This window comes from Flavobacterium aquaticum (assembly GCF_003259835.1).
GTDB lineage: Bacteria > Bacteroidota > Bacteroidia > Flavobacteriales > Flavobacteriaceae > Flavobacterium > Flavobacterium aquaticum.
Genome location: NZ_QLMI01000002.1, coordinates 457,130 through 475,301, shown reverse-complemented (window position 1 = coordinate 475,301; position 18,172 = coordinate 457,130). Strand labels below are relative to the sequence as shown.

20 protein-coding genes are annotated in these 18,172 nt (G+C 32.8%); 19 read left to right on the top strand and 1 reads right to left on the bottom strand.

Annotated features, from left to right (window positions below; translation table 11 throughout):
- From B0I03_RS13340 to B0I03_RS05015, 6 genes are all read left to right on the top strand, one after another.
- On the top strand, positions 1–156 hold a 156-nt coding region (locus B0I03_RS13340), incomplete at its 5' end, for a T9SS type A sorting domain-containing protein (protein WP_146603258.1).
- Between the two features lie 306 nt (positions 157–462).
- A complete protein-coding gene (locus B0I03_RS13270) occupies positions 463–1,368 on the top strand; it encodes an RCC1 domain-containing protein (RefSeq protein WP_111566358.1) in 906 nt (301 codons plus the stop codon).
- Complete coding sequence (locus tag B0I03_RS05030; RefSeq protein WP_245902941.1) at positions 1,323–1,871, top strand: T9SS type A sorting domain-containing protein; 549 nt, start codon at positions 1,323–1,325, stop codon at positions 1,869–1,871. Before B0I03_RS13270 ends, B0I03_RS05030 begins: the two co-directional genes overlap by 46 nt.
- A gap of 442 nt (positions 1,872–2,313) precedes the next feature.
- Positions 2,314–2,523 (top strand): hypothetical protein, encoded by a 210-nt coding sequence (locus B0I03_RS05025; RefSeq protein WP_146603257.1) that lies wholly within the window; start codon positions 2,314–2,316, stop codon positions 2,521–2,523.
- Positions 2,524–2,614: 91 nt separating this feature from the next.
- Positions 2,615–4,957: a S9 family peptidase gene (locus B0I03_RS05020; protein ID WP_111566355.1), complete on the top strand. Its 2,343-nt coding sequence runs from the start codon at positions 2,615–2,617 to the stop codon at positions 4,955–4,957.
- 1 nt (position 4,958) lies between these two features.
- Positions 4,959–5,387 (top strand): GNAT family N-acetyltransferase, encoded by a 429-nt coding sequence (locus B0I03_RS05015; RefSeq protein ID WP_111566354.1) that lies wholly within the window; start codon positions 4,959–4,961, stop codon positions 5,385–5,387.
- On the opposite strand, the gene B0I03_RS05010 is transcribed toward B0I03_RS05015, so the two are convergent.
- On the bottom strand, positions 5,384–7,465 hold the full coding sequence (locus B0I03_RS05010; RefSeq protein WP_111566353.1) for a prolyl oligopeptidase family serine peptidase: 2,082 nt from the start codon (positions 7,463–7,465) through the stop codon (positions 5,384–5,386). The two genes, B0I03_RS05015 and B0I03_RS05010, sit on opposite strands and share 4 nt — an antisense overlap.
- A gap of 108 nt (positions 7,466–7,573) precedes the next feature.
- Here B0I03_RS05010 and B0I03_RS05005 point away from each other — a divergent pair, with 108 nt between their 5' ends.
- The 13 genes from B0I03_RS05005 to B0I03_RS04945 all read left to right on the top strand — a co-directional run bounded on the left by B0I03_RS05005 (position 7,574) and on the right by B0I03_RS04945 (position 18,165).
- Positions 7,574–8,029 (top strand): hypothetical protein, encoded by a 456-nt coding sequence (locus B0I03_RS05005; protein ID WP_111566352.1) that lies wholly within the window; start codon positions 7,574–7,576, stop codon positions 8,027–8,029.
- A 30-nt stretch (positions 8,030–8,059) separates the two neighbouring features.
- Positions 8,060–9,520 carry a lipopolysaccharide biosynthesis protein gene (locus B0I03_RS05000; protein WP_111566351.1) on the top strand — a complete coding sequence of 487 codons (1,461 nt, stop codon included), beginning with the start codon at positions 8,060–8,062 and terminating at the stop codon, positions 9,518–9,520.
- 62 nt (positions 9,521–9,582) lie between these two features.
- Positions 9,583–10,029 (top strand): dUTP diphosphatase, encoded by a 447-nt coding sequence (gene dut / locus B0I03_RS04995; protein ID WP_262510483.1) that lies wholly within the window; start codon positions 9,583–9,585, stop codon positions 10,027–10,029.
- A 152-nt stretch (positions 10,030–10,181) separates the two neighbouring features.
- On the top strand, positions 10,182–11,192 hold the full coding sequence (locus tag B0I03_RS04990) for a sugar phosphate nucleotidyltransferase (RefSeq protein WP_111566349.1): 1,011 nt from the start codon (positions 10,182–10,184) through the stop codon (positions 11,190–11,192).
- Complete coding sequence (locus tag B0I03_RS04985; RefSeq protein ID WP_111566348.1) at positions 11,193–12,560, top strand: tetratricopeptide repeat protein; 1,368 nt, start codon at positions 11,193–11,195, stop codon at positions 12,558–12,560.
- The gene (locus B0I03_RS04980; RefSeq protein WP_111566347.1) at positions 12,561–13,325 is read left to right on the top strand and encodes a DUF4292 domain-containing protein; all 765 of its coding nucleotides are present in this window, start codon (positions 12,561–12,563) and stop codon (positions 13,323–13,325) included. It abuts the gene before it with no gap.
- 46 nt (positions 13,326–13,371) lie between these two features.
- Positions 13,372–14,607, top strand: a complete 1,236-nt coding sequence (locus tag B0I03_RS04975) for a murein hydrolase activator EnvC family protein (protein ID WP_111566346.1) — start codon at positions 13,372–13,374, stop codon at positions 14,605–14,607.
- 71 nt (positions 14,608–14,678) lie between these two features.
- Positions 14,679–15,629 (top strand): 2-hydroxyacid dehydrogenase, encoded by a 951-nt coding sequence (locus tag B0I03_RS04970; RefSeq protein ID WP_111566345.1) that lies wholly within the window; start codon positions 14,679–14,681, stop codon positions 15,627–15,629.
- 117 nt (positions 15,630–15,746) lie between these two features.
- Complete coding sequence (locus tag B0I03_RS04965) at positions 15,747–16,088, top strand: TM2 domain-containing protein (protein ID WP_111566344.1); 342 nt, start codon at positions 15,747–15,749, stop codon at positions 16,086–16,088.
- Position 16,089: 1 nt separating this feature from the next.
- Positions 16,090–16,503 (top strand): DUF2752 domain-containing protein, encoded by a 414-nt coding sequence (locus tag B0I03_RS04960; RefSeq protein WP_111566343.1) that lies wholly within the window; start codon positions 16,090–16,092, stop codon positions 16,501–16,503.
- Entirely contained in the window at positions 16,500–16,946 is a 447-nt protein-coding gene (locus B0I03_RS04955; protein WP_111566342.1) for a DUF4870 domain-containing protein, read from the top strand. Before B0I03_RS04960 ends, B0I03_RS04955 begins: the two co-directional genes overlap by 4 nt.
- Positions 16,930–17,727 (top strand): M48 family metallopeptidase, encoded by a 798-nt coding sequence (locus B0I03_RS04950; RefSeq protein WP_111566341.1) that lies wholly within the window; start codon positions 16,930–16,932, stop codon positions 17,725–17,727. The genes B0I03_RS04955 and B0I03_RS04950 overlap by 17 nt, the downstream gene beginning before the upstream one ends.
- 9 nt (positions 17,728–17,736) lie before the next feature.
- A complete protein-coding gene (locus B0I03_RS04945) occupies positions 17,737–18,165 on the top strand; it encodes an RDD family protein (protein WP_111566340.1) in 429 nt (142 codons plus the stop codon).
- Positions 18,166–18,172: the final 7 nt, after the last annotated feature.

The following is an 18,172-nucleotide window of genomic DNA, read 5'->3' as shown; positions in this document are numbered from 1 at the left end:
TATGATGTAACGGGTAGGTTGATTCATGATGTGGCTTTGAATTCTTTTTCAGGAACTAATGAGTTGCATGTGAGTGCTTATCCTGCAGGGGTTTACTTGGTTTTGGTTAAGCAAGGAGCTGAGGTGGTTTCTAGTAGTAAGTTGGTGGTGGAATAGATGGTTTTGGGGTGTGGTTAATTTTTTTACACCGAGCTACACCGAGCTTTTTTTGATAATCTTTGTCATTAAAGAGTTACACCGAGGCGTTACACTTTATATCTTCAGGTTACGAGTTTTGGGTTCTGGACTAAACTCTGTTTAGACGTGTGTCTAGAATTAGGAGACACTTCGACTAGCTCAGTGTGATAAAAGAAACGATTCTTAACAAGCGGATACTCTCTTATGGCAAAACAAGTTAATTATTAAATAGAATAACCCTAAACAGGTACGTTTTTAGCGTACCTGTTTTTAAACTAACGAATTATGCTTAAAAAAATTACTTTATTCTTTTTATGGGTATGTGCTTCAACTTTTGGTCAATGTTTTGATGGTTTTCAGATAGGAAGCTATCATGTTGTCTCTATTAAATCAAATGGAACTTTATGGGGTTGGGGTGAGAGCGATGCTGGAAACTTAGGAAATACCAATTCCATAAATTCTTCCTCTTTTCAAATAGGGTCATCTACTGATTGGTTGAAAGTAAGTGCTGGCCCATACAATACTTTTATTATTAAAAATAATGGTACTTTATGGGCTATGGGAGATGGAAGGTACGGACTATTAGGTAATGGTTCTACAACTACAATAAATCCTACTTTACAACAAATCGGTACTGCTTCTAATTGGCAAAAGATATCCGCTTCAACTCAAATGACCATTGGATTGAAAACCGATGGCACTATTTGGGGCTGGGGGCAAAATGATCAGTATGAAATGGGGAATAATACGTGTTGTGCCAATCAACTTACTCCCATTCAAATTGGCACAGCGAATCATTGGGTGGATATTGAAGGAACTAGTTGGGGTGCCACAGTTTTTGCTTTAAAAAATGATGGCACTATTTGGGGGTGGGGATTGAATACTGGAGGTTTATTAGGTAACAGTACTGTTATGGCACGAAGCATACCTACTCAATTGAATGCGGATACCGATTGGGCTAGTATTCATGTTGGCGTTGCCCATATTTTAGCCTTAAAAACCAATGGCACCTTGTGGTCTTGGGGGGGGGGGAATATGGACAAACTGGAGATAATTTCCCTTCATCCTATTATAGAGACACACCAACTCAAGTCGGTACAAGTACTTGGTCTAAAGTATTTGCTGGATGGAAAGTATCCTTTGGAATTAAACCTGATGGTACCTTATGGGCATGGGGGCTTAATGATGTAGGACAGCTTGGAATAGGCAACACCACTAATCAATTTATCCCTGTTCAAGTGGGTACTGATACCGACTGGGTTGATGTGGTTTCTGGAGGTTCTGGCGATGATCAATTTACCATTGCTACCAAATCAGATGGTACGGTTTGGGCGTGGGGAGATAACCAAGTGGGGCAATATGGTAATGGCACTGTCGGAAATCCAGTTTATGTACCTACCCTAATGACGGGACTTTGTGCTACCTTAAGTGCTACTGAATTTCAACAAGAAAATGTTTTTACAATGTATCCTAATCCAGCAAAGGATATTGTAACCTTACAATATGATTTAACTGTAGCTAATGCAACTGTTGAAGTTTTTGATGTAACTGGTAGGTTGATTCAAAATGTAGCTTTAAATTCTTTTTCAGGAACTAATGAGTTGAATGTTAGTGCTTATCCAGCTGGGGTATATTTGGTTTTGGTGAAACAAGGTGCTGTGGTGGTTTTTAGTAGTAAGTTGGTGGTGGAGTAGATGGTTTTGGGGTGTGGTTAATTTTTTACACCGAGCTACAACGAGTTTCTTTTGAAGTGGATTGCGTTAAGAGAGTTACACCGAGCGTTTCACTTTATTGCTTCAGGTTACGAGTTTCGGGTTGTGGACTAAACTGTGTTTAGTGGGGCGCTTAGGGTTAGGAGATTCCTAGCAGGCTCGGAATGATAAAATAAACGTTGATAGTGATTTTTTCAGGACAAGAAAATATTTAAAAAGTCCCGATTTATTCGGGATTTTTTTGTTTTATATTTGGGAGAGTAAAAATCAATTCTTTTAACACTATAATATGCTAAGTTTATCTAAAAGAAATCTAAAAGCAATTACTATTTATATTTTGTACTTTTTAATAATCATTTTATTGATAAACGTGTTTATTAATTATGTAAATAGGTCAAACCAGACAGCAATTATCGAAAATTCTATGAATTATGAATTAATAGAAGGTGTTGTGAACTCTAAACATCAGGATAATTCTTGGGGTAAAAGAGGCGGTTTAAGCATATTTGTAGATGGCGGCAAATATAGTATTTCAAATAATCAAATTTTTGATTTAATAAAAGTAGGAGATACAGTTAAAAAGAACAAAGGAGAAAAATGGTTTTATATAAATGGAATAGCACATGAATATTAAAATCATCCACAAAACACAAATTCATTTAACAAAACCTTTTTTTCCTCATTTACTTTTATTGGTATATTTGTAAGTAACAAACTATTTTCCAATGAAAAAATATTGCTGTTTCTTCTTACTACTTTTCATCTTTTTTGGTAATGCTCAAAATCTTCGTTTAGAAGACATCATGAAAGGAAATGAATTCATCGGGCACCAACCTGATAATCACCGTTGGTCAATCGATGGGCAAACCGTTTTATTTGATTGGAACCCGAATAATGAAATAGGAAATAGTACTTATTTTTGGAATGCTACATTAAAAACACCTCAAAAAGTAACAACTTCAAATCCTATTTACGATTTGGATTTCATGGCAGCGCAAAAAGAGTATGATGTGGTGTATTATACGAATCAAGGGGTTTTGTATTCGTATACCAAATCCACAAAAAAGACTAAAAAAGTCATTCAATTAGCCGATAGAATTAACTCGGTAGAAAGAAGTGCGAATGCTGATGTAATTTTCTTTCAGCAAAATCGCAATGTATATCAATTCAACACTAAAGATTTTTCGATTCTTCAATTGACTAATTTTAAATCGGGAAAAGAAAATAAAATATCGAAAGAAGAAGATTCGTTCTTAAAAAACCAACAAAAAGAATTGTTTCAATTTGTTCGTGATGAAGCAAAAGCAGACGATTGGTATGAAGCGAAATCCAAATCCAAAAAAGAGAAATTTCCAAAAGAAATCTATTACGATAAATCGTCTTTAGAGCAAATTAAACCCTCACCAGATGGAAAATTTGTAACCTTTAGAATTTCAGATTATCCAAGTCAAGCTTCCACAAATGTTGAAAATTTCATCACCGCTGACGGCTTTACACGTCAAGAAAAAGCACGAGCAAAAGTTTCAATAGAAAATTTCAGCAAACATAAATTCGGAATTTTCAATGTAGAAAAAGATACTACGTATTACGTTTCGTTTTCCAATTTATCAGGCATCAAAGAAGCGCCAAAATATTATCAAGAATATGAGGATTTAAAAGGCGATTCGGAATACGATATTCCTGTAGTAATGCAAAGTCCAGTGTATAGCAAAGACGGAAAAAATGCCGTGTTAGAAATCAGAAGTCAAGACAACAAACACCGTTGGATTGTACAATTGGATTTAGCTTCAGGAAGAATCACCGAATTAGACCATCAACACGACGACGCATGGATTGGTGGACCTGGAATTCCAGGCTACAGTTTCAGTGGTGGAACTTTAGGTTTTATCGATAATGGTACTTTTTATTTTCAATCGGAAGCAACAGGTTTTTCACACTTGTACACATATAATTTGAAAACCAAGAAAAAAGAAGCGTTAACAAAAGGCAATTGGGAAGTTCGTGAAGTAAAATTATCCAACGATAAAAAATCATTTTACATCACTACCACGACAACACATCCAGGAAACAGAAGTTTTTACAAATTAGACATCGCTTCTAAAAAAATGACGGGAATTTTAACGAATGATGGCAATTACGAAGTAGAAGTATCTCCCGATGAAAAGACGCTTTTAGTACGTTATTCGTATAAAAACAAACCTTGGGAATTATACGTTGGAGCTAATAAACCCAACGCTGATTTGAAACAAATTACGTTTTCAACTACGCCAGAATTCAAAAAATACAATTGGAAAACACCAGAAGTTATCACATTTAAAGCAGAAGATGGAACGACAATCTACGCACGTTTGTACCAACCAAAAGTGGAGAACAAGAACAAAGCGGCAGTCATTTTTGTACACGGTGCTGGATATTTGCAAAACGCACACAATTATTGGAGCACGTATCACAGAGAATTCATGTTTCACAATTTGCTAACCGATTTAGGTTACACGGTTTTAGACATTGATTACAGAGCTAGCGATGGGTATGGTCGTGATTTCAGAACGGGAATCTATCGTCACATGGGCGGAAAAGATTTATCGGATCATTTAGATGGAAAGAAATATTTAGTTCAAAATTTAGGAATTGATGCCAACCGTGTTGGAATTTACGGCGGTTCATATGGTGGATTTATCACGTTAATGGCGTTACTAACAGAACCAGGCGAATTCAAAGCTGGTGCAGCATTACGTTCGGTTACCGATTGGGCGCATTACAATCATGGTTATACTTCAAATATTTTGAACTTCCCAGAAACTGACCCAGAAGCATACAAGAAAAGTTCTCCCATTTATTTCGCCAACAACTTACAAGACAAATTATTAATGTTACACGGAATGGTAGACGACAACGTACAATTTCAAGACATTGTTCGATTAACGCAACGTTTCATCGAATTAGGAAAGAAAGATTGGGATTTAGCCGTATTTCCAGTAGAAGCGCATGGTTTTACGGAAACGTATTCTTGGGTTGACGAATACCGAAGAATTTTAAATTTATTCAACGAAAATCTATTACAAAAATAAAATGTCACAGTTAATAGAATTAGGAACTAAAGCCGAAATGTTGGAGCAATTGCCTATCATCCAACAATTGTATCCTGATTATACGCTTGAAATTTATGGGAATTTGCTAGACAAAATGATTCCGCACAATTACAAACAACTTATTGTAGCAGAAAACGGAATCACGATGGGTTTGGCAGGATTTTGGATTGGAACAAAATTGTGGTGCGGAAAATACTTAGAAATGGATAATGTGGTCGTACATGAAGATTTTCGTTCTAAAGGAATAGGAAGTATTATGACGAATTATCTCAATCAAAAAGCCATTGATGAAGATTGTAATATGATTGCTTTAGATGCGTATACGACCAATTTTGGCGCCCAAAAATTCTACATGAATCACGGATTTGTTCCGAAAGGATTTCATTTTGTGAAATATTTAAAGGATTAATTATTTAAATGTTCCCAGATGAAACTATAGAATTCGCTTTCTTGTTTCACTCTTTTCTCATAGTTTGAAATTTTACCATAATGACCTGATTTTTCTTGTATTTGAAGATAAATTGGGTTTTTTTGTGCTGATCTATTTTGAAGTTTAGCGGCAAATTTATAAGAATGCAAAGGTGGAACTCTATCGTCATTCTCAGAGGTTATAATTAAAGTTGTTGGATAATTGACATCTTCTTTTATGTTGTGTAAGGGTGAAAAAGATAAAATATTTTCAAATTCTTCTTTAATCTCGATATTTCCATATTCTTTTTTCCAATGTTCACCAACTGTGTAATTTTCAAATTTTATTAAATCAAAAACACCCACAACAGGAACTACAACTTTAAACAAATCAGGTCTTCTTGTCATGGCAACTCCTACAAGTAACCCTCCGTTAGATCCGCCAGTAATGGCTAATTTATTTGGGTTGGTATATTTTTCATTAATTAAAAATTCAGCTGCGTCGATGAAATCGTTGTAAGAATTGTTTTTCTTAAGATTTCTGCCTTCTTCATGCCAGTTTTTTCCTTTTTCACCGCCACCTCTTATTTCAGCGTAAGCATAAATACCACCTTTTTCTAAAAAATGTAATAAACCAGTATCGTATTTTGGATTATTAACATTCCCAAAGCCTCCATATGCTTTTAATAAAGTAGGATTTTCACCATTTAATACAATGCCTTTTTTATGAATGATAACGATAGGAATGTCTTTGTTATCTCTGCTTTTATAGGTTATGTTTTTTGTTTCAAAGTATGAAAAAGGGAACAAAGTAGGTTTAGGGACAATATAATCATTAAAATAAATGTCATTTGCTCCAGTAGTTATATTTAATTTATAGTTTAAAGAAGAAATGGTATAAGAGTAAAAAGTGACAAAAAGTTCATCTGTTTTTTCATCATAAAAACGAACCTGAAAGTCCATACTATGAGGAGCCTCAAATTTTCTTATAAATTTTCCTTCATGATTATAAAAATTCATGTAATATTTACCTGAATTTTTATATTTACAAATAATATATTTGTCAAGAAACAAAGTGTTTAATAGTAAATGCGTGTAAGTTTGAGGAATTAAAATTTTTATATCGGTTGGATTATTTATGTTAAAATGACATACATTTCCCCATGGGTATTTTTCATCAGAGAAATAAAATGTATCATTAATTATTGAAATAAAGTCTAAATTTCTTTTGTCATCTTTAATAAAATTATTGAATTGAAAAGAGTCATTAGTTAAATTACTATAATAGAAATTTTTTGTAGTTCCATCGATACTTTCTTCAATAACATATAATTTATTTTCCTTTGTAAAAAAACTGAAATTTGATTTAGAGTTAGAAGTATCAAAAATCAATTGATCTTTACTTTGTAAATCACCTATTTTATGATAGAATAACTGATAGGTAGAGTCTTTTTCAAAAAATTCTTTGTTGGAATTTCTTTTGTAAAAAATTCCTTTATCTCCATTCCATGCCACATTTGAAAATTTGACATCGGTTAAAACATCATCAAGATATTTTTTGTTGGCAAAGTCTTTAAATTTAATTTCATTTCTGTCACTACCGTTTAAACTAATTTTAAAAGCTAAGTATTTTGAATTTTTAGAAGGATAATATCCCGATAATACTATATTTTCATCCTTATATATGTCATATGGATTAACTAACGGTTTTCCTAAATCGTTTAAGTTTTCTCTATAATATAAAACGGATTGCTTGTTTTTATCAATTCGGTAAGTGTTGTAGTAGAATTTCCCTTTCTTTGATGGTAAAGCATTGGTTGATAAATAATCATAATCTTTAATTTTAAATGAAAAATTATAATTTTTAACTACTTCATTAAGTTTTTGTTCGCAAATATTGTTCTGTAAAGTTGCCCAATCGATAACTTCTTTGTCCGAAGCGTTTTCTAGCCAAGCATAATCGTCTTGTATGGTAATTCCATGTTTTGAAAAGGTTGAGGAAACTTTTTTAGTTTCAATTTTTTGTTGTGAAAAAGTGTTGACAGTAACAAAAAGGAGTATAAATAAATATCGTGTCATAATCTTACAAATAGTCTTGCGAAAGTATTAAAATATTATCCTAAACAATAGTTTTGGACTGTTTTTTGCAATAATAATTTTAGTAACTTTATCAAAACGAAATTTATCATGATTCAGTATATTTTATATCTATTCATTGCCACAACATTAATCTCTTGCAATTCAACAGAAACAATTGTACAAGAAAATAATTTATCGGCATCTTATGAAACTTGGGTTGCGGGTGTTCGTGGTGGTGGAAGCGGTATCAACTTTTATGTAGATTTAAAAACCGAATTAAGCGAAGAAATCGAACTAAAGAAAGTAATTTTCAGAGGTTACGAAGTGCCTTTTGAAAAACAAGATGCATTACATTTCATGGCAAGAATAAAAACCGAAGGCAATCAACAAAAATTTGATGGTGATGATTCCCAAATTTACACCAGTCCTAAAAATGCCTTAACATTAGCCGAAAACGAAGCCATTTTAATCTTCTTAAAAAACGGAAAAGAAATCCGTCAAACCATTAAAGAAGTTAAAGAAAAACCAATGTTGCTTTATCCTTCGACAAAACCAAAGTTTTAATTACATTTGTTATTCTAAAACCAAAGGAAATTGAGTCTTTACAAAAGTCTTTTTAAACAAACGGCGATTTATGGCATAGCAACCGTTTTGCCAAGAATTATCAGCTTTATCCTGAATCCAATTTTTGTTTATTATCTTACCGATAAAGAAAAAATGGGTGAAGTTTCCGTTATTTTCTCTTATTTGGTTTTCTTTAATGTAATCTTATCTTACGGAATGGAAACCGCTTTTTTCCGATTTTATAATTCCGAAAACGATAAAAGTAAAGTAATTTCAACTTCCACTATTTCACTCTTTTGGTCAACGATAGGGTTTTTAGTTTTGTTTCTTTTATTCCGAAAAGACTTAGCGCTTTGGTCAGAAATTAATGTGGAATATGTCGTTTTTACTATTTGGATTTTAGCTTTAGATGCTTTAGCGATTATTCCGTTTTCTAAAATTAGAGCAGAAGGTCGCCCTGTAAAATATGCCATAATTAAGATTTCAAATGTCTTGATTAATTTGCTTTGCAACGTTTTCTTCTTGATTTTTCTACCCGATATCGCAAACGAATCTTCTAATGCATTCATACAAACCATCTATCATGATGATTTTCAAATTGGTTATATTTTCGTATCAAGTTTAATCGCAAGTTTAGTAACATTACTATTCGTTTTACCCGATTATTTCAAAATTAAATGGCAATTTGATACCGATTTGTGGAAGAAAATGATGCAATATGGTTTACCAATTTTAGTAGCTGGAATTGCATTTGCCATCAACGAACATTTCGATAAAATCTTATTAGATTGGATGAATATCGACATGGCAGATATTGGAGCCTATTCCGCTTGTTACAAAATCGGAATGTTTATGGTATTGTTTCGAACCGCTTATTCTTTAGGAATTGAACCGTTTTTCTTCAGTCATGCTAAGAATGAAAATGCGCCTCAAACCTACGCTACGATTACCAAATATTTTGTCATTTTTGGTTCGTTTATTTGCTTAGGCGTTATAGTTTTTGCTGATATTTTAAAATTAATTTTAGTGCCAAAAGACATTTATTGGGATGCGATGGATGTTGTGCCACTAATAGTTTTAGCCAATTTCTTTTTAGGCATTTACACGAATTTATCGGTTTGGTACAAGTTAATCGATAAAACTAGAATTGGGGCTTATATTTCAATTGTTGGAGCAATAGTAACTTTAGTTTTAAATTTACTTCTAATCCCAATCATAAGTTATATGGGTTCGGCAATTGCTACTATTTTTGCTTACGGAACCATGATGTTCATCTCGTATTATATGGGACAAAAGAAATATCCAATTCCGTATGATAAAAAATCGATTTTCACTTATTTGGGATTAGCGGTCGTGCTTTCGGGAATTTCATTTTATGTACCAATTTTACGTGAAACTTACGTCTTCGGAATTGCAGCTATCTTGTTTTTTGCTTACTTTGTATACCGAAACGAAAAAGAAACCATTTTAACGATTATCAGAAGAAAATAATAACTTTGAATTATAGATTTAGTAAGGATTTTTCCAATTTCTAAAATCTGTGTTCCAAAAAAATAGAATTAAAAATGCAAATCAAAATCATCAATAAATCCAATCACGATTTACCTAACTACGAAACTATCGCTTCAGCAGGAATGGATTTACGCGCAAATATTTCAGAACCTATTACTTTAAAATCATTAGAAAGAACCATTGTAAAAACCGGACTTTTCATTGAATTGCCAATAGGTTACGAAGCGCAAGTACGTCCAAGAAGCGGTTTGGCTGCAAAAAAAGGAATCACAGTTTTAAACTCGCCAGGAACAGTTGATGCTGATTACCGTGGAGAAATTGGCGTGATTTTAGTAAATTTATCCAATGAAGATTTCGTAATCGAAAACGGAGAACGCATCGCCCAATTAATCATTGCCAAACACGAACGCGCAGAATGGCTTGAAGTAACAGAATTATCTGAAACTTCAAGAGGAGAAGGCGGTTTTGGTAGCACGGGAGTGAAGTAAAGTGTTCAGTGTTCAGTCGCAGTTAGCAGTTTGTCTGACTGAGCGGAGTCGAAGTCTTAAGTATAAAGTGTTCAGAAAAAATATCAAAATAGAATCTTAGCGAACTTTGCGAAAAACCTTTGCGAACTTTGCGTTTAAAATAAAAATATATCATGAAAATAATAGTACCAATGGCTGGTCGTGGTTCACGCCTTCGCCCACATACCTTAACTATTCCAAAACCATTAATTCCTGTAGCAGGAAAACCAATCGTTCACCGATTAGTAGAAGACATTGCAGGCGTTTTAAATCAGAAAATAGACGAAGTGGCGTTTATTATTCATGAGAGTTTTGGTGAAAAAGTAGAAGAAGATTTAATTGCGATTGCTCAAAAGTTAGGCGCAAGAGGAACTATTTACTATCAAAACGAAGCATTAGGAACGGGTCATGCTATTATGTGTGCTAAGGATTCTTTATCTGGACCAGCAGTTATTGCGTATGCAGATACGTTAATTCGTGCTGATTTTGATTTAGACACAACTGCCGATAGCGTAATTTGGGTAAAACAAGTGGATCAGCCAGAAGCTTTTGGTGTGGTAAACTTGAATGATAATGGCGAAATCATCGAATTGGTAGAGAAACCAAAAGAATTCGTATCAGATTTAGCAGTAATCGGAATTTACTATTTTAAAGACATTGCCGTGTTGAAAAACGAATTGCAATCGGTATTAGATAACAACATTATTCATGGTGGCGAATACCAAATTAACGATGGTATCAAACAAATGATGGCAAAAGGCATGAAATTTGTACCAGGACAAGTAGACGAGTGGATGGATTGCGGAAACAAGAATGTAACGGTAGAAACCAACACTAGAATGTTAGGCTTTTTACACAACGACGGAGAAAATTTAGTTTCGGCTGATGTGAAATTGGAAAATGCAACGATTATTCCACCTTGTTCTATTGCAGAAGATGTGGTGTTGATTAATACAACAGTTGGACCAAATGTTTCATTAGGAAAAGGATGTCACGTTATTGATTCAACTATAAAAAATAGTTTGATTCAAACTCACGCTCATATTAAAAATGCCAATCTAGATAATGCGATGATAGGAAATCACGTGAATTTTGATGGCAATTTTACAAGTATTAGTATCGGAGATTATTCGGTTTTAGAATAGATGATAAAGAATAAACACATAGCTTTTTTGGCGTTCCTGCTTTTCAGTTTTGGGAATCACTTGCTCGCACAAGATAATCCCGATGCGATTGCTTTGATGGACGACCAATTGGAAAATAATTTTTACGAAGCCATGAAACAACGTGGTATCGAAAATTACGATAAAGCGATTGTGGCGATTCAAAAATGTATCGAAAAAGAACCTACAAATGCGGCTTTTCAATATGAATTGGGCAAGAATTACTTGAGCCTGAAAAATTATGTTGATGCGGAAAATGCCTTCAAAAAAGCAGTTGAGTTAGACAATAAACAACGTTGGTATTGGAACGGACTTTATGATGTGTATTATCAAACTAAAGATTATCAAAAATCAATCCCAATTGTAGAGAAATTAATTGAGTTTGATGGTAACATGAGAGAAGATTTAGTTTCACTTTACATGAACACCAATCAACACGGAAAAGCTTTAGAGTTGTTGAAATACATGGAATCGAAATCCAAGTTGACCAGCACAATGGAATACTATAAATTGAAGATTCAAGAATCAAACGCCTATACAAAACCACAAAAAGAACAGTTAGAAGAAGCGATTAAAAAGAATCCAAAAGAGGAACAAAATTACATCGATTTGATTGTTTTATACTCGAGTTTCAATCAGGAAGATAAAGCCTTTGAAGTGGCAAAACAATTGGAAAAAGAAATCCCAAATTCCGATTGGGCGCATGTAAGTTTGGTAAAATTTCATTTGAATAATAACGATGGTGAAAATGCTTCAAAATCGATGTTTAAAGTTTTGGATAACGATAGAATGGATTTAAAAATCAAACATCGTGTTTTTAATGAGTTTTTAATTTTTGCTGTTAAAAATCCTACGTATTTAAAAGATATCGATAAGGCGATTCCGTATTTTAACGATGATAAAGAAATCAACGTAGCCAAAGAAGTAGCTAAATTTTTCTGGAAAAAGAATGATTTAGAAAATGCTTCGAAATATTTTGAGAATGGAATCAAAAGAAATTCCGATGATGTAGAAGCGATGGAATTATATTTAGAAGTATTAATTCAAAAGCAAGATTTTCAGTCGGTAACCAAGAAAGCAGAAGAGTTTTTGGAATCATTTCCAACGCAAGTTGGGTTTTATTTTTATGCTGGTTTAGGATACAATCAACTTAAGGAATATAAGAAAGCTAAAACTATTTTAGAAAACGGCTTGGATTTTGTAGTTGAATTTAATCCATCAGAATCTGGAATTTACAACAATCGTTTCAATGTTAATTTTTACAAACAATTAATTATCAGTTGCGAAAATTTGAATGACAAGGTTAAAAAAGAAACGTATACCAACAAATTAAAGCAATTACAAAAATAAATGAAGTCAATATTATCAGCCTTTTTAGTCGTTTTTTTAATCGGATGTAAATCAAAGCAATCTGTAACAACAGCTGCTGCAAATGAAAATACAGAAGTTTCAAAAGTAATCAAAGGTCATTATAAAAACGAACACGATTTTACTACGCTAAATATTAGAGCAAACGCCAAATACGAAGATGAGAAACAATCGCATTCTATGAATGCCGATATTCGTATAAAAAAAGACGAAATCATTTGGATTAACATTAAGTTCTTAGGAATTCCAATGGCAAAAGCAATGATAACTCCAACAAAAGTGAGCTATTATGAAAAGATAAACAACACATATTTTGAAGGCGATTTCAGTATGTTAAGCAATTGGTTAGGAACAGATTTAGATTTCAATAAGGTACAAAATTTATTTCTTGGAAAAGCAATTGACGATTTAACTAAAGACAAATGGGTTTCTGAAGTAGTTGAAAAAATGTTTAAGTTGTCGTTGCCAAATGATTCTGATGTTGCAAAAGAATTTTATTTTGAGGGCGCTAATTATTTGTTGAAAAAAGAAACGATAAATCAAGCTAGTAAAAACCGAAATTTAGAAATTCGTTATCCTTCATTCAAAGAAGATAAAGGTATGTTTTTACCAAATGAAATTAATATTAAAGCGGAACAAAAAGACAAAATAACAATTGATATTGAATATAAGAACACAACATTTAATGAGAATTTGAGTTATCCTTATTCAGTGCCTAGTGGTTACACCGCAGTTGAAATCAATTAATTTTTTATTTAAGTAAAAAAACTACCTTTGTAAAAATCCTTATTGCATGAACCAATTCATTAAAATCGTATTTTTCTTTTTCATTACAAGCCTATGTTTTGCCCAACCTTCAGAGCAGCAAAAGTTAGAAGAGCGCAAAGCACAAATTCTGAAAGAAATTTCAGAAAATAAATCGCGTTTAGAAGCAGAGAAAAAGAAAGAAAAATCGGTTTTAAAGCAAATTAGTCAACAAAAAAACTTAATTCAATTACGACAAAAATTACTTAATACAACAGCAAAGCAAACGCGTTTATTGAGTGATGAAATTTATTTGACTCAGTTAGAAATGAACAAATTAAATAGAGAATTAAAAGTATTGAAAGAAGACTACGAAAAAATGATTGTAAAATCATACAAGAGTAGAAATGAGCAAAGTAGAATTATGTTTGTTCTTTCAGCTGAAAATTTTCTTCAGGCCTATAAACGAATTCAGTACATGAAACAATATGCAGGATTCAGAAAAATGCAAGGCGAGGAAATCAAAGAAAAGCAAAATAAATTAGTAGTTGCAGAAAAACGATTATCTGAAAGTAAAAAAGAAAAAGAAGTTGTTTTAGCGCAAACCGAAAAAGAAAAGCAAGAATTAGAAAAAGAAAAGCAAGAACAAGAACGTTTAGCAAAACTAATTCAAAAAGATAAAAAGAAATTAACAGCTGAAATTAGCAAGAAGCAAAAAGAAGCAAAAGATATTGATGCAAAAATTAAAAGATTAATTGCCGCAGAAATTGCAGAAGCTAATAAAAGAAATGCTGCTAAAACAGGAACAACAGCTCCAAAAGCTGGAACAAAAGAAGCTTCAAAATTTGTTTTATCTGCTGAGGGAAAAGTAGTTTCAGATAATTTTAAAGCTAATAAAGGGAAATTACCTTGGCCTGTAGTTGATGGTTATATTTCATTAAAACATGGCGATCAACCGCATCCAGTTCATAAAAACTTAACCATTCATAACAGTGGTGTTGAAATTTCTACAAAACCAGGTGCTTCGGCAAGAGCGGTTTTTGGTGGTGAAGTGTTACAAGTTCAGGTAATTTCGGCAAACAATAAAGCGGTTTACATTCAGCACGGAGATTTTATCACTGTTTATTTGAACTTATCTTCAGTTAGTGTGAGTAAAGGTCAAAAAGTGACCATCAAACAGAATATCGGAAAAATTCATACCGATTCTTCAGGTAGTGCAGTAATTAAGTTTTTGGTATTACAAAATACGACAACACTAAATCCAGAATCTTGGTTAAACTTATAAATTAGAATGAGGTCAAAATGACCTCATTTTTTTTGAATCAATTTTGTACTTTTATCTTTCAATAGAAAACAATGAATGTAGCCAACATCAAAATACTTCACATCGACAGCAATCATCCCTTACTTTGGGAGCAATTAAAACAAGAGGGTTTTCAAAACGAAGCCGATTTTACTTCATCTAAACAAGAAGTAGAAGCTAAAATTGAAAACTATCACGGAATTGTTATTAGAAGTCGCTTTAAAATTGATAAAACCTTTTTAGATAAAGCGACTAATTTACAATTCATAGCTCGTGTTGGTGCTGGCTTAGAAAGTATCGATTGCGATTATGCTACCGCGAAAGGAATTCATTTAATCGCTGCTCCAGAAGGAAACGCAAATGCTGTTGGCGAACACGCTATCGGAATATTGTTGTCGCTGTTTAATAATTTGAATAAAGCCAATAACGAAGTTAAATCAGGTCAATGGAAACGTGAAGATAATCGCGGACACGAATTAGAAGGTAAAACCATCGGAATTATCGGTTATGGAAATATGGGAAAATCATTCGCTAAAAAATTACGCGGATTTGATGTAACCGTTTTATGTTATGATATTTTACCCAATTTAGGAGATGCCAATGCAACTCAAGTTTCATTAGCCGATCTTCAAGAAAGAGCTGATGTTCTGAGTTTACATACGCCTTGGACACCTGAAACCGATAAAATGATAAATTCCGATTTTATTAATCAATTCAAAAAACCGTTTTGGTTTATAAATACGGCAAGAGGGAATTCGGTTGTAACAGCCGATTTGGTTGAAGCCTTGAAATCTGGAAAAATTTTAGGTGCTGGTTTAGATGTTTTGGAATACGAAAAACTATCTTTTGAAACTTTGTTTGAAGGTGAAAAACCTGCCGCTTTTGAATATCTTTTACAAGCTGAAAATGTACTGTTGACGCCACATATTGCTGGTTGGACGTTTGAAAGTCATCAAAAATTAGCGCAAACGATTGTAGATAAGATTTGTAAGATTTATCAATAATGTTTGTAACATTTGACTTAGTTGTCGACTAATAAAGAAAATATTTTTATATTAGCATTTTATGGCGAATCCGAAAAGCCTTACGAGTAGGAGACAACTAAAACAAACAATTTTACAATGGAATCACAAAAAGTAGACATGTTCATGATGACGAACGCCAAATTTTTCGAAGGTCATCAATTAAATGCAATCAGAGAACGTTTATTACAAATGGACGATGATAAATGGCCAATGGTGCAAACACTTCAATTTAAAGATCCAACAACTTCTTTATTAATTTCAATTTTTGCTGGAGCTTACGGAATCGATCGTTTTTATATCGGTGATACAGGAATGGGTGTTGGAAAATTACTTACTTGTGGTGGTTTAGGAGTTTGGGCTATCGTGGATTGGTTTTTAATTCAAGGTGCTACCAAAGAAAAAAACATGGAATTATTCAACAGAACTTTTATGTTCTAAAATGAATAAAAACAAGCTATATCTTTTTCTTTTATTCGCTTGTTTTGTAGGGTATAGTTGGTTGCTTTTTTCGTTGCAACACGAACACGAAATTCAAAGTCAAGAATTTACCGTTTGTTTGTTTAAAAAAGTAACCACTGTTCCTTGTCCTTCTTGCGGAACTACACGTTCTGTAATGCAACTTTCACACGGAAATTTTCTTTCCGCAATTTTAATCAATCCTTTTGGTATAATTGTTGGGCTAATAATGATTGTAGCTCCTTTATGGATTAGCTATGATTTCATTCAAAAAAAGGAAACGTTTTATACCGCTTATTTAAAAATAGAAACTATAATCAGAAAACGAAAAGTCGCAATTGTACTTATCATTCTGGTAATAGCCAATTGGATTTGGAACATTAAAAAAAATCTATGATTACAACAGCAAAATTTAATTATCAACCTCACGAATCGGAATTAGAACGTGCATCGAACAGCTATTTGATGTCACTTGTAGCCGTAATTGGAGGTTTGCCATTACCTATTTTAAATTTAATGGCAAGTATTTTCTTTTATTTAGGAAACCGAAAAAGTACGGCGTTTGTAAAATGGCATTGTACACAAGCTTTGGTTTCTCAATTAGGTTTGTTTTTCTTCAACAGCGCAGGTTTTTGGTGGACGGTTTCTGTCTTATTTTATGACGAAACAGCGACCAATTATTACTTCGCGTACATTATTACGTTAGTGATTTTTAACTTAATTGAGTTTTTCTCTACCTTAATTATCGCAACTAAAGTAAGAAAAGGACAACATACTGAATTCTTCTTTTTTGGAGATATTACGAATTTAATTTGCAAAACAAATGAAGACATTAAGTAAAGGATTAATCGTTGTAGCACTATTTTTTGGTGTTTGGATGTTGTTATCGCAAATTGATTTTGTGAAACATTTTAAAGTAAAAGAAGCTAAAACTGGAACTGAAAAAACACTTGGTGATATTATTTGGGACGAAATTGAAGACACCGAAACCATTATTTTTGATGATTCGATTGTGAATACATTGGATTCTTTGTTGTTGCCTATTTGCAAGGAAAACGGTATTGAAAGAGATAGTTTAAAAGTTCACATTATTGATAAAGATGAAGTAAACGCTTTTGCAATGCCCGATAATCATTTGGTGGTTTATACAGGTTTGATAAAAGAATGTAAGAATGAGCAAGCATTATTAGGAGTTTTAGGTCACGAAATTGCGCATATTGAAGGCAATCATGTGATGAAAAAGCTATCGAAAGAAATTGGTCTTTCGGTTTTATTATCTATTACAACAGGTTCTAATGGTGCAGTTTTAAGTGAAATTTTAAAAACACTTTCATCATCAGCCTACGACAGAAGTTTAGAAACGGAAGCCGACATGCAAAGCGTAAAATATTTGCTTAACGCGAATATCGATCCAAGACCATTTGCTGATTTTCTATACGAATTATCTGTTGATAATGAGTTACACAAATACACCTATTGGGTTTCCACTCATCCCGAATCAGAAGCCAGAGCCAAAACCATTTTGAATTATTTAAAAGGTAAAAAGATAGAATCAAAACCTATTTTAACTAAAGAAGCTTGGGAGGATTTTAAGGAAAAAGTTGAGGATAGTGAAATGTAATTTTTAATTATGAACCAATTAGGAAATAAAAAGAATATCGGAAGAAGATTTGTTGCTGGGTTAATAGATTATGTGCTTTTGTACTCTTTAATCTTTGCTTATCTTTATTCGTTTGGTGAACAAAATAATGAAGGAGGTTTCTCAGTTACTGGAATAGCAGCAATTGTTCCGTTTATTATGTGGTTTACAATTATTGTATTGACAGAAGTTTTCTTTGGCGCTACATTAGGAAATTCGATTATGAATTTAAAACCTAAATCATTAACATCAAATAATGGTGAATTAACTTTTGGTCAATCTATCACAAGACATTTATTCGACCCAATTGATATGTTTCCTTTTGGAATTATTGGAATTTTGACTATTAAAAATTCAAGTAAAAATCAACGTTTGGGCGATATTATTGCAAATACAACTGTTGTTGAGGTTAAAAAGTAGAACTTAA

Excerpts from the sequence above, each read along its gene's own strand:
- B0I03_RS04985 (WP_111566348.1), top strand. The coding sequence starts at position 11,193 with ATGATAAAGAATAAACACATAGCTTTTTTGGCGTTCCTGCTTTTCAGT.
- B0I03_RS04955 (WP_111566342.1), top strand. The coding sequence starts at position 16,500 with ATGATTACAACAGCAAAATTTAATTATCAACCTCACGAATCGGAATTA.
- B0I03_RS05020 (WP_111566355.1), top strand. The coding sequence starts at position 2,615 with ATGAAAAAATATTGCTGTTTCTTCTTACTACTTTTCATCTTTTTTGGT.
- B0I03_RS05005 (WP_111566352.1), top strand. The coding sequence starts at position 7,574 with ATGATTCAGTATATTTTATATCTATTCATTGCCACAACATTAATCTCT.
- B0I03_RS04945 (WP_111566340.1), top strand. The coding sequence starts at position 17,737 with ATGAACCAATTAGGAAATAAAAAGAATATCGGAAGAAGATTTGTTGCT.
- B0I03_RS05015 (WP_111566354.1), top strand. The coding sequence starts at position 4,959 with ATGTCACAGTTAATAGAATTAGGAACTAAAGCCGAAATGTTGGAGCAA.
- B0I03_RS04970 (WP_111566345.1), top strand. The coding sequence starts at position 14,679 with ATGAATGTAGCCAACATCAAAATACTTCACATCGACAGCAATCATCCC.
- B0I03_RS04965 (WP_111566344.1), top strand. The coding sequence starts at position 15,747 with ATGGAATCACAAAAAGTAGACATGTTCATGATGACGAACGCCAAATTT.
- B0I03_RS04960 (WP_111566343.1), top strand. The coding sequence starts at position 16,090 with ATGAATAAAAACAAGCTATATCTTTTTCTTTTATTCGCTTGTTTTGTA.
- B0I03_RS04990 (WP_111566349.1), top strand. The coding sequence starts at position 10,182 with ATGAAAATAATAGTACCAATGGCTGGTCGTGGTTCACGCCTTCGCCCA.
- B0I03_RS04980 (WP_111566347.1), top strand. The coding sequence starts at position 12,561 with ATGAAGTCAATATTATCAGCCTTTTTAGTCGTTTTTTTAATCGGATGT.
- B0I03_RS13270 (WP_111566358.1), top strand. The coding sequence starts at position 463 with ATGCTTAAAAAAATTACTTTATTCTTTTTATGGGTATGTGCTTCAACT.
- B0I03_RS04950 (WP_111566341.1), top strand. The coding sequence starts at position 16,930 with ATGAAGACATTAAGTAAAGGATTAATCGTTGTAGCACTATTTTTTGGT.
- B0I03_RS04975 (WP_111566346.1), top strand. The coding sequence starts at position 13,372 with ATGAACCAATTCATTAAAATCGTATTTTTCTTTTTCATTACAAGCCTA.
- B0I03_RS05010 (WP_111566353.1), bottom strand. The coding sequence starts at position 7,465 with ATGACACGATATTTATTTATACTCCTTTTTGTTACTGTCAACACTTTT.
- B0I03_RS05025 (WP_146603257.1), top strand. The coding sequence starts at position 2,314 with ATGAATTATGAATTAATAGAAGGTGTTGTGAACTCTAAACATCAGGAT.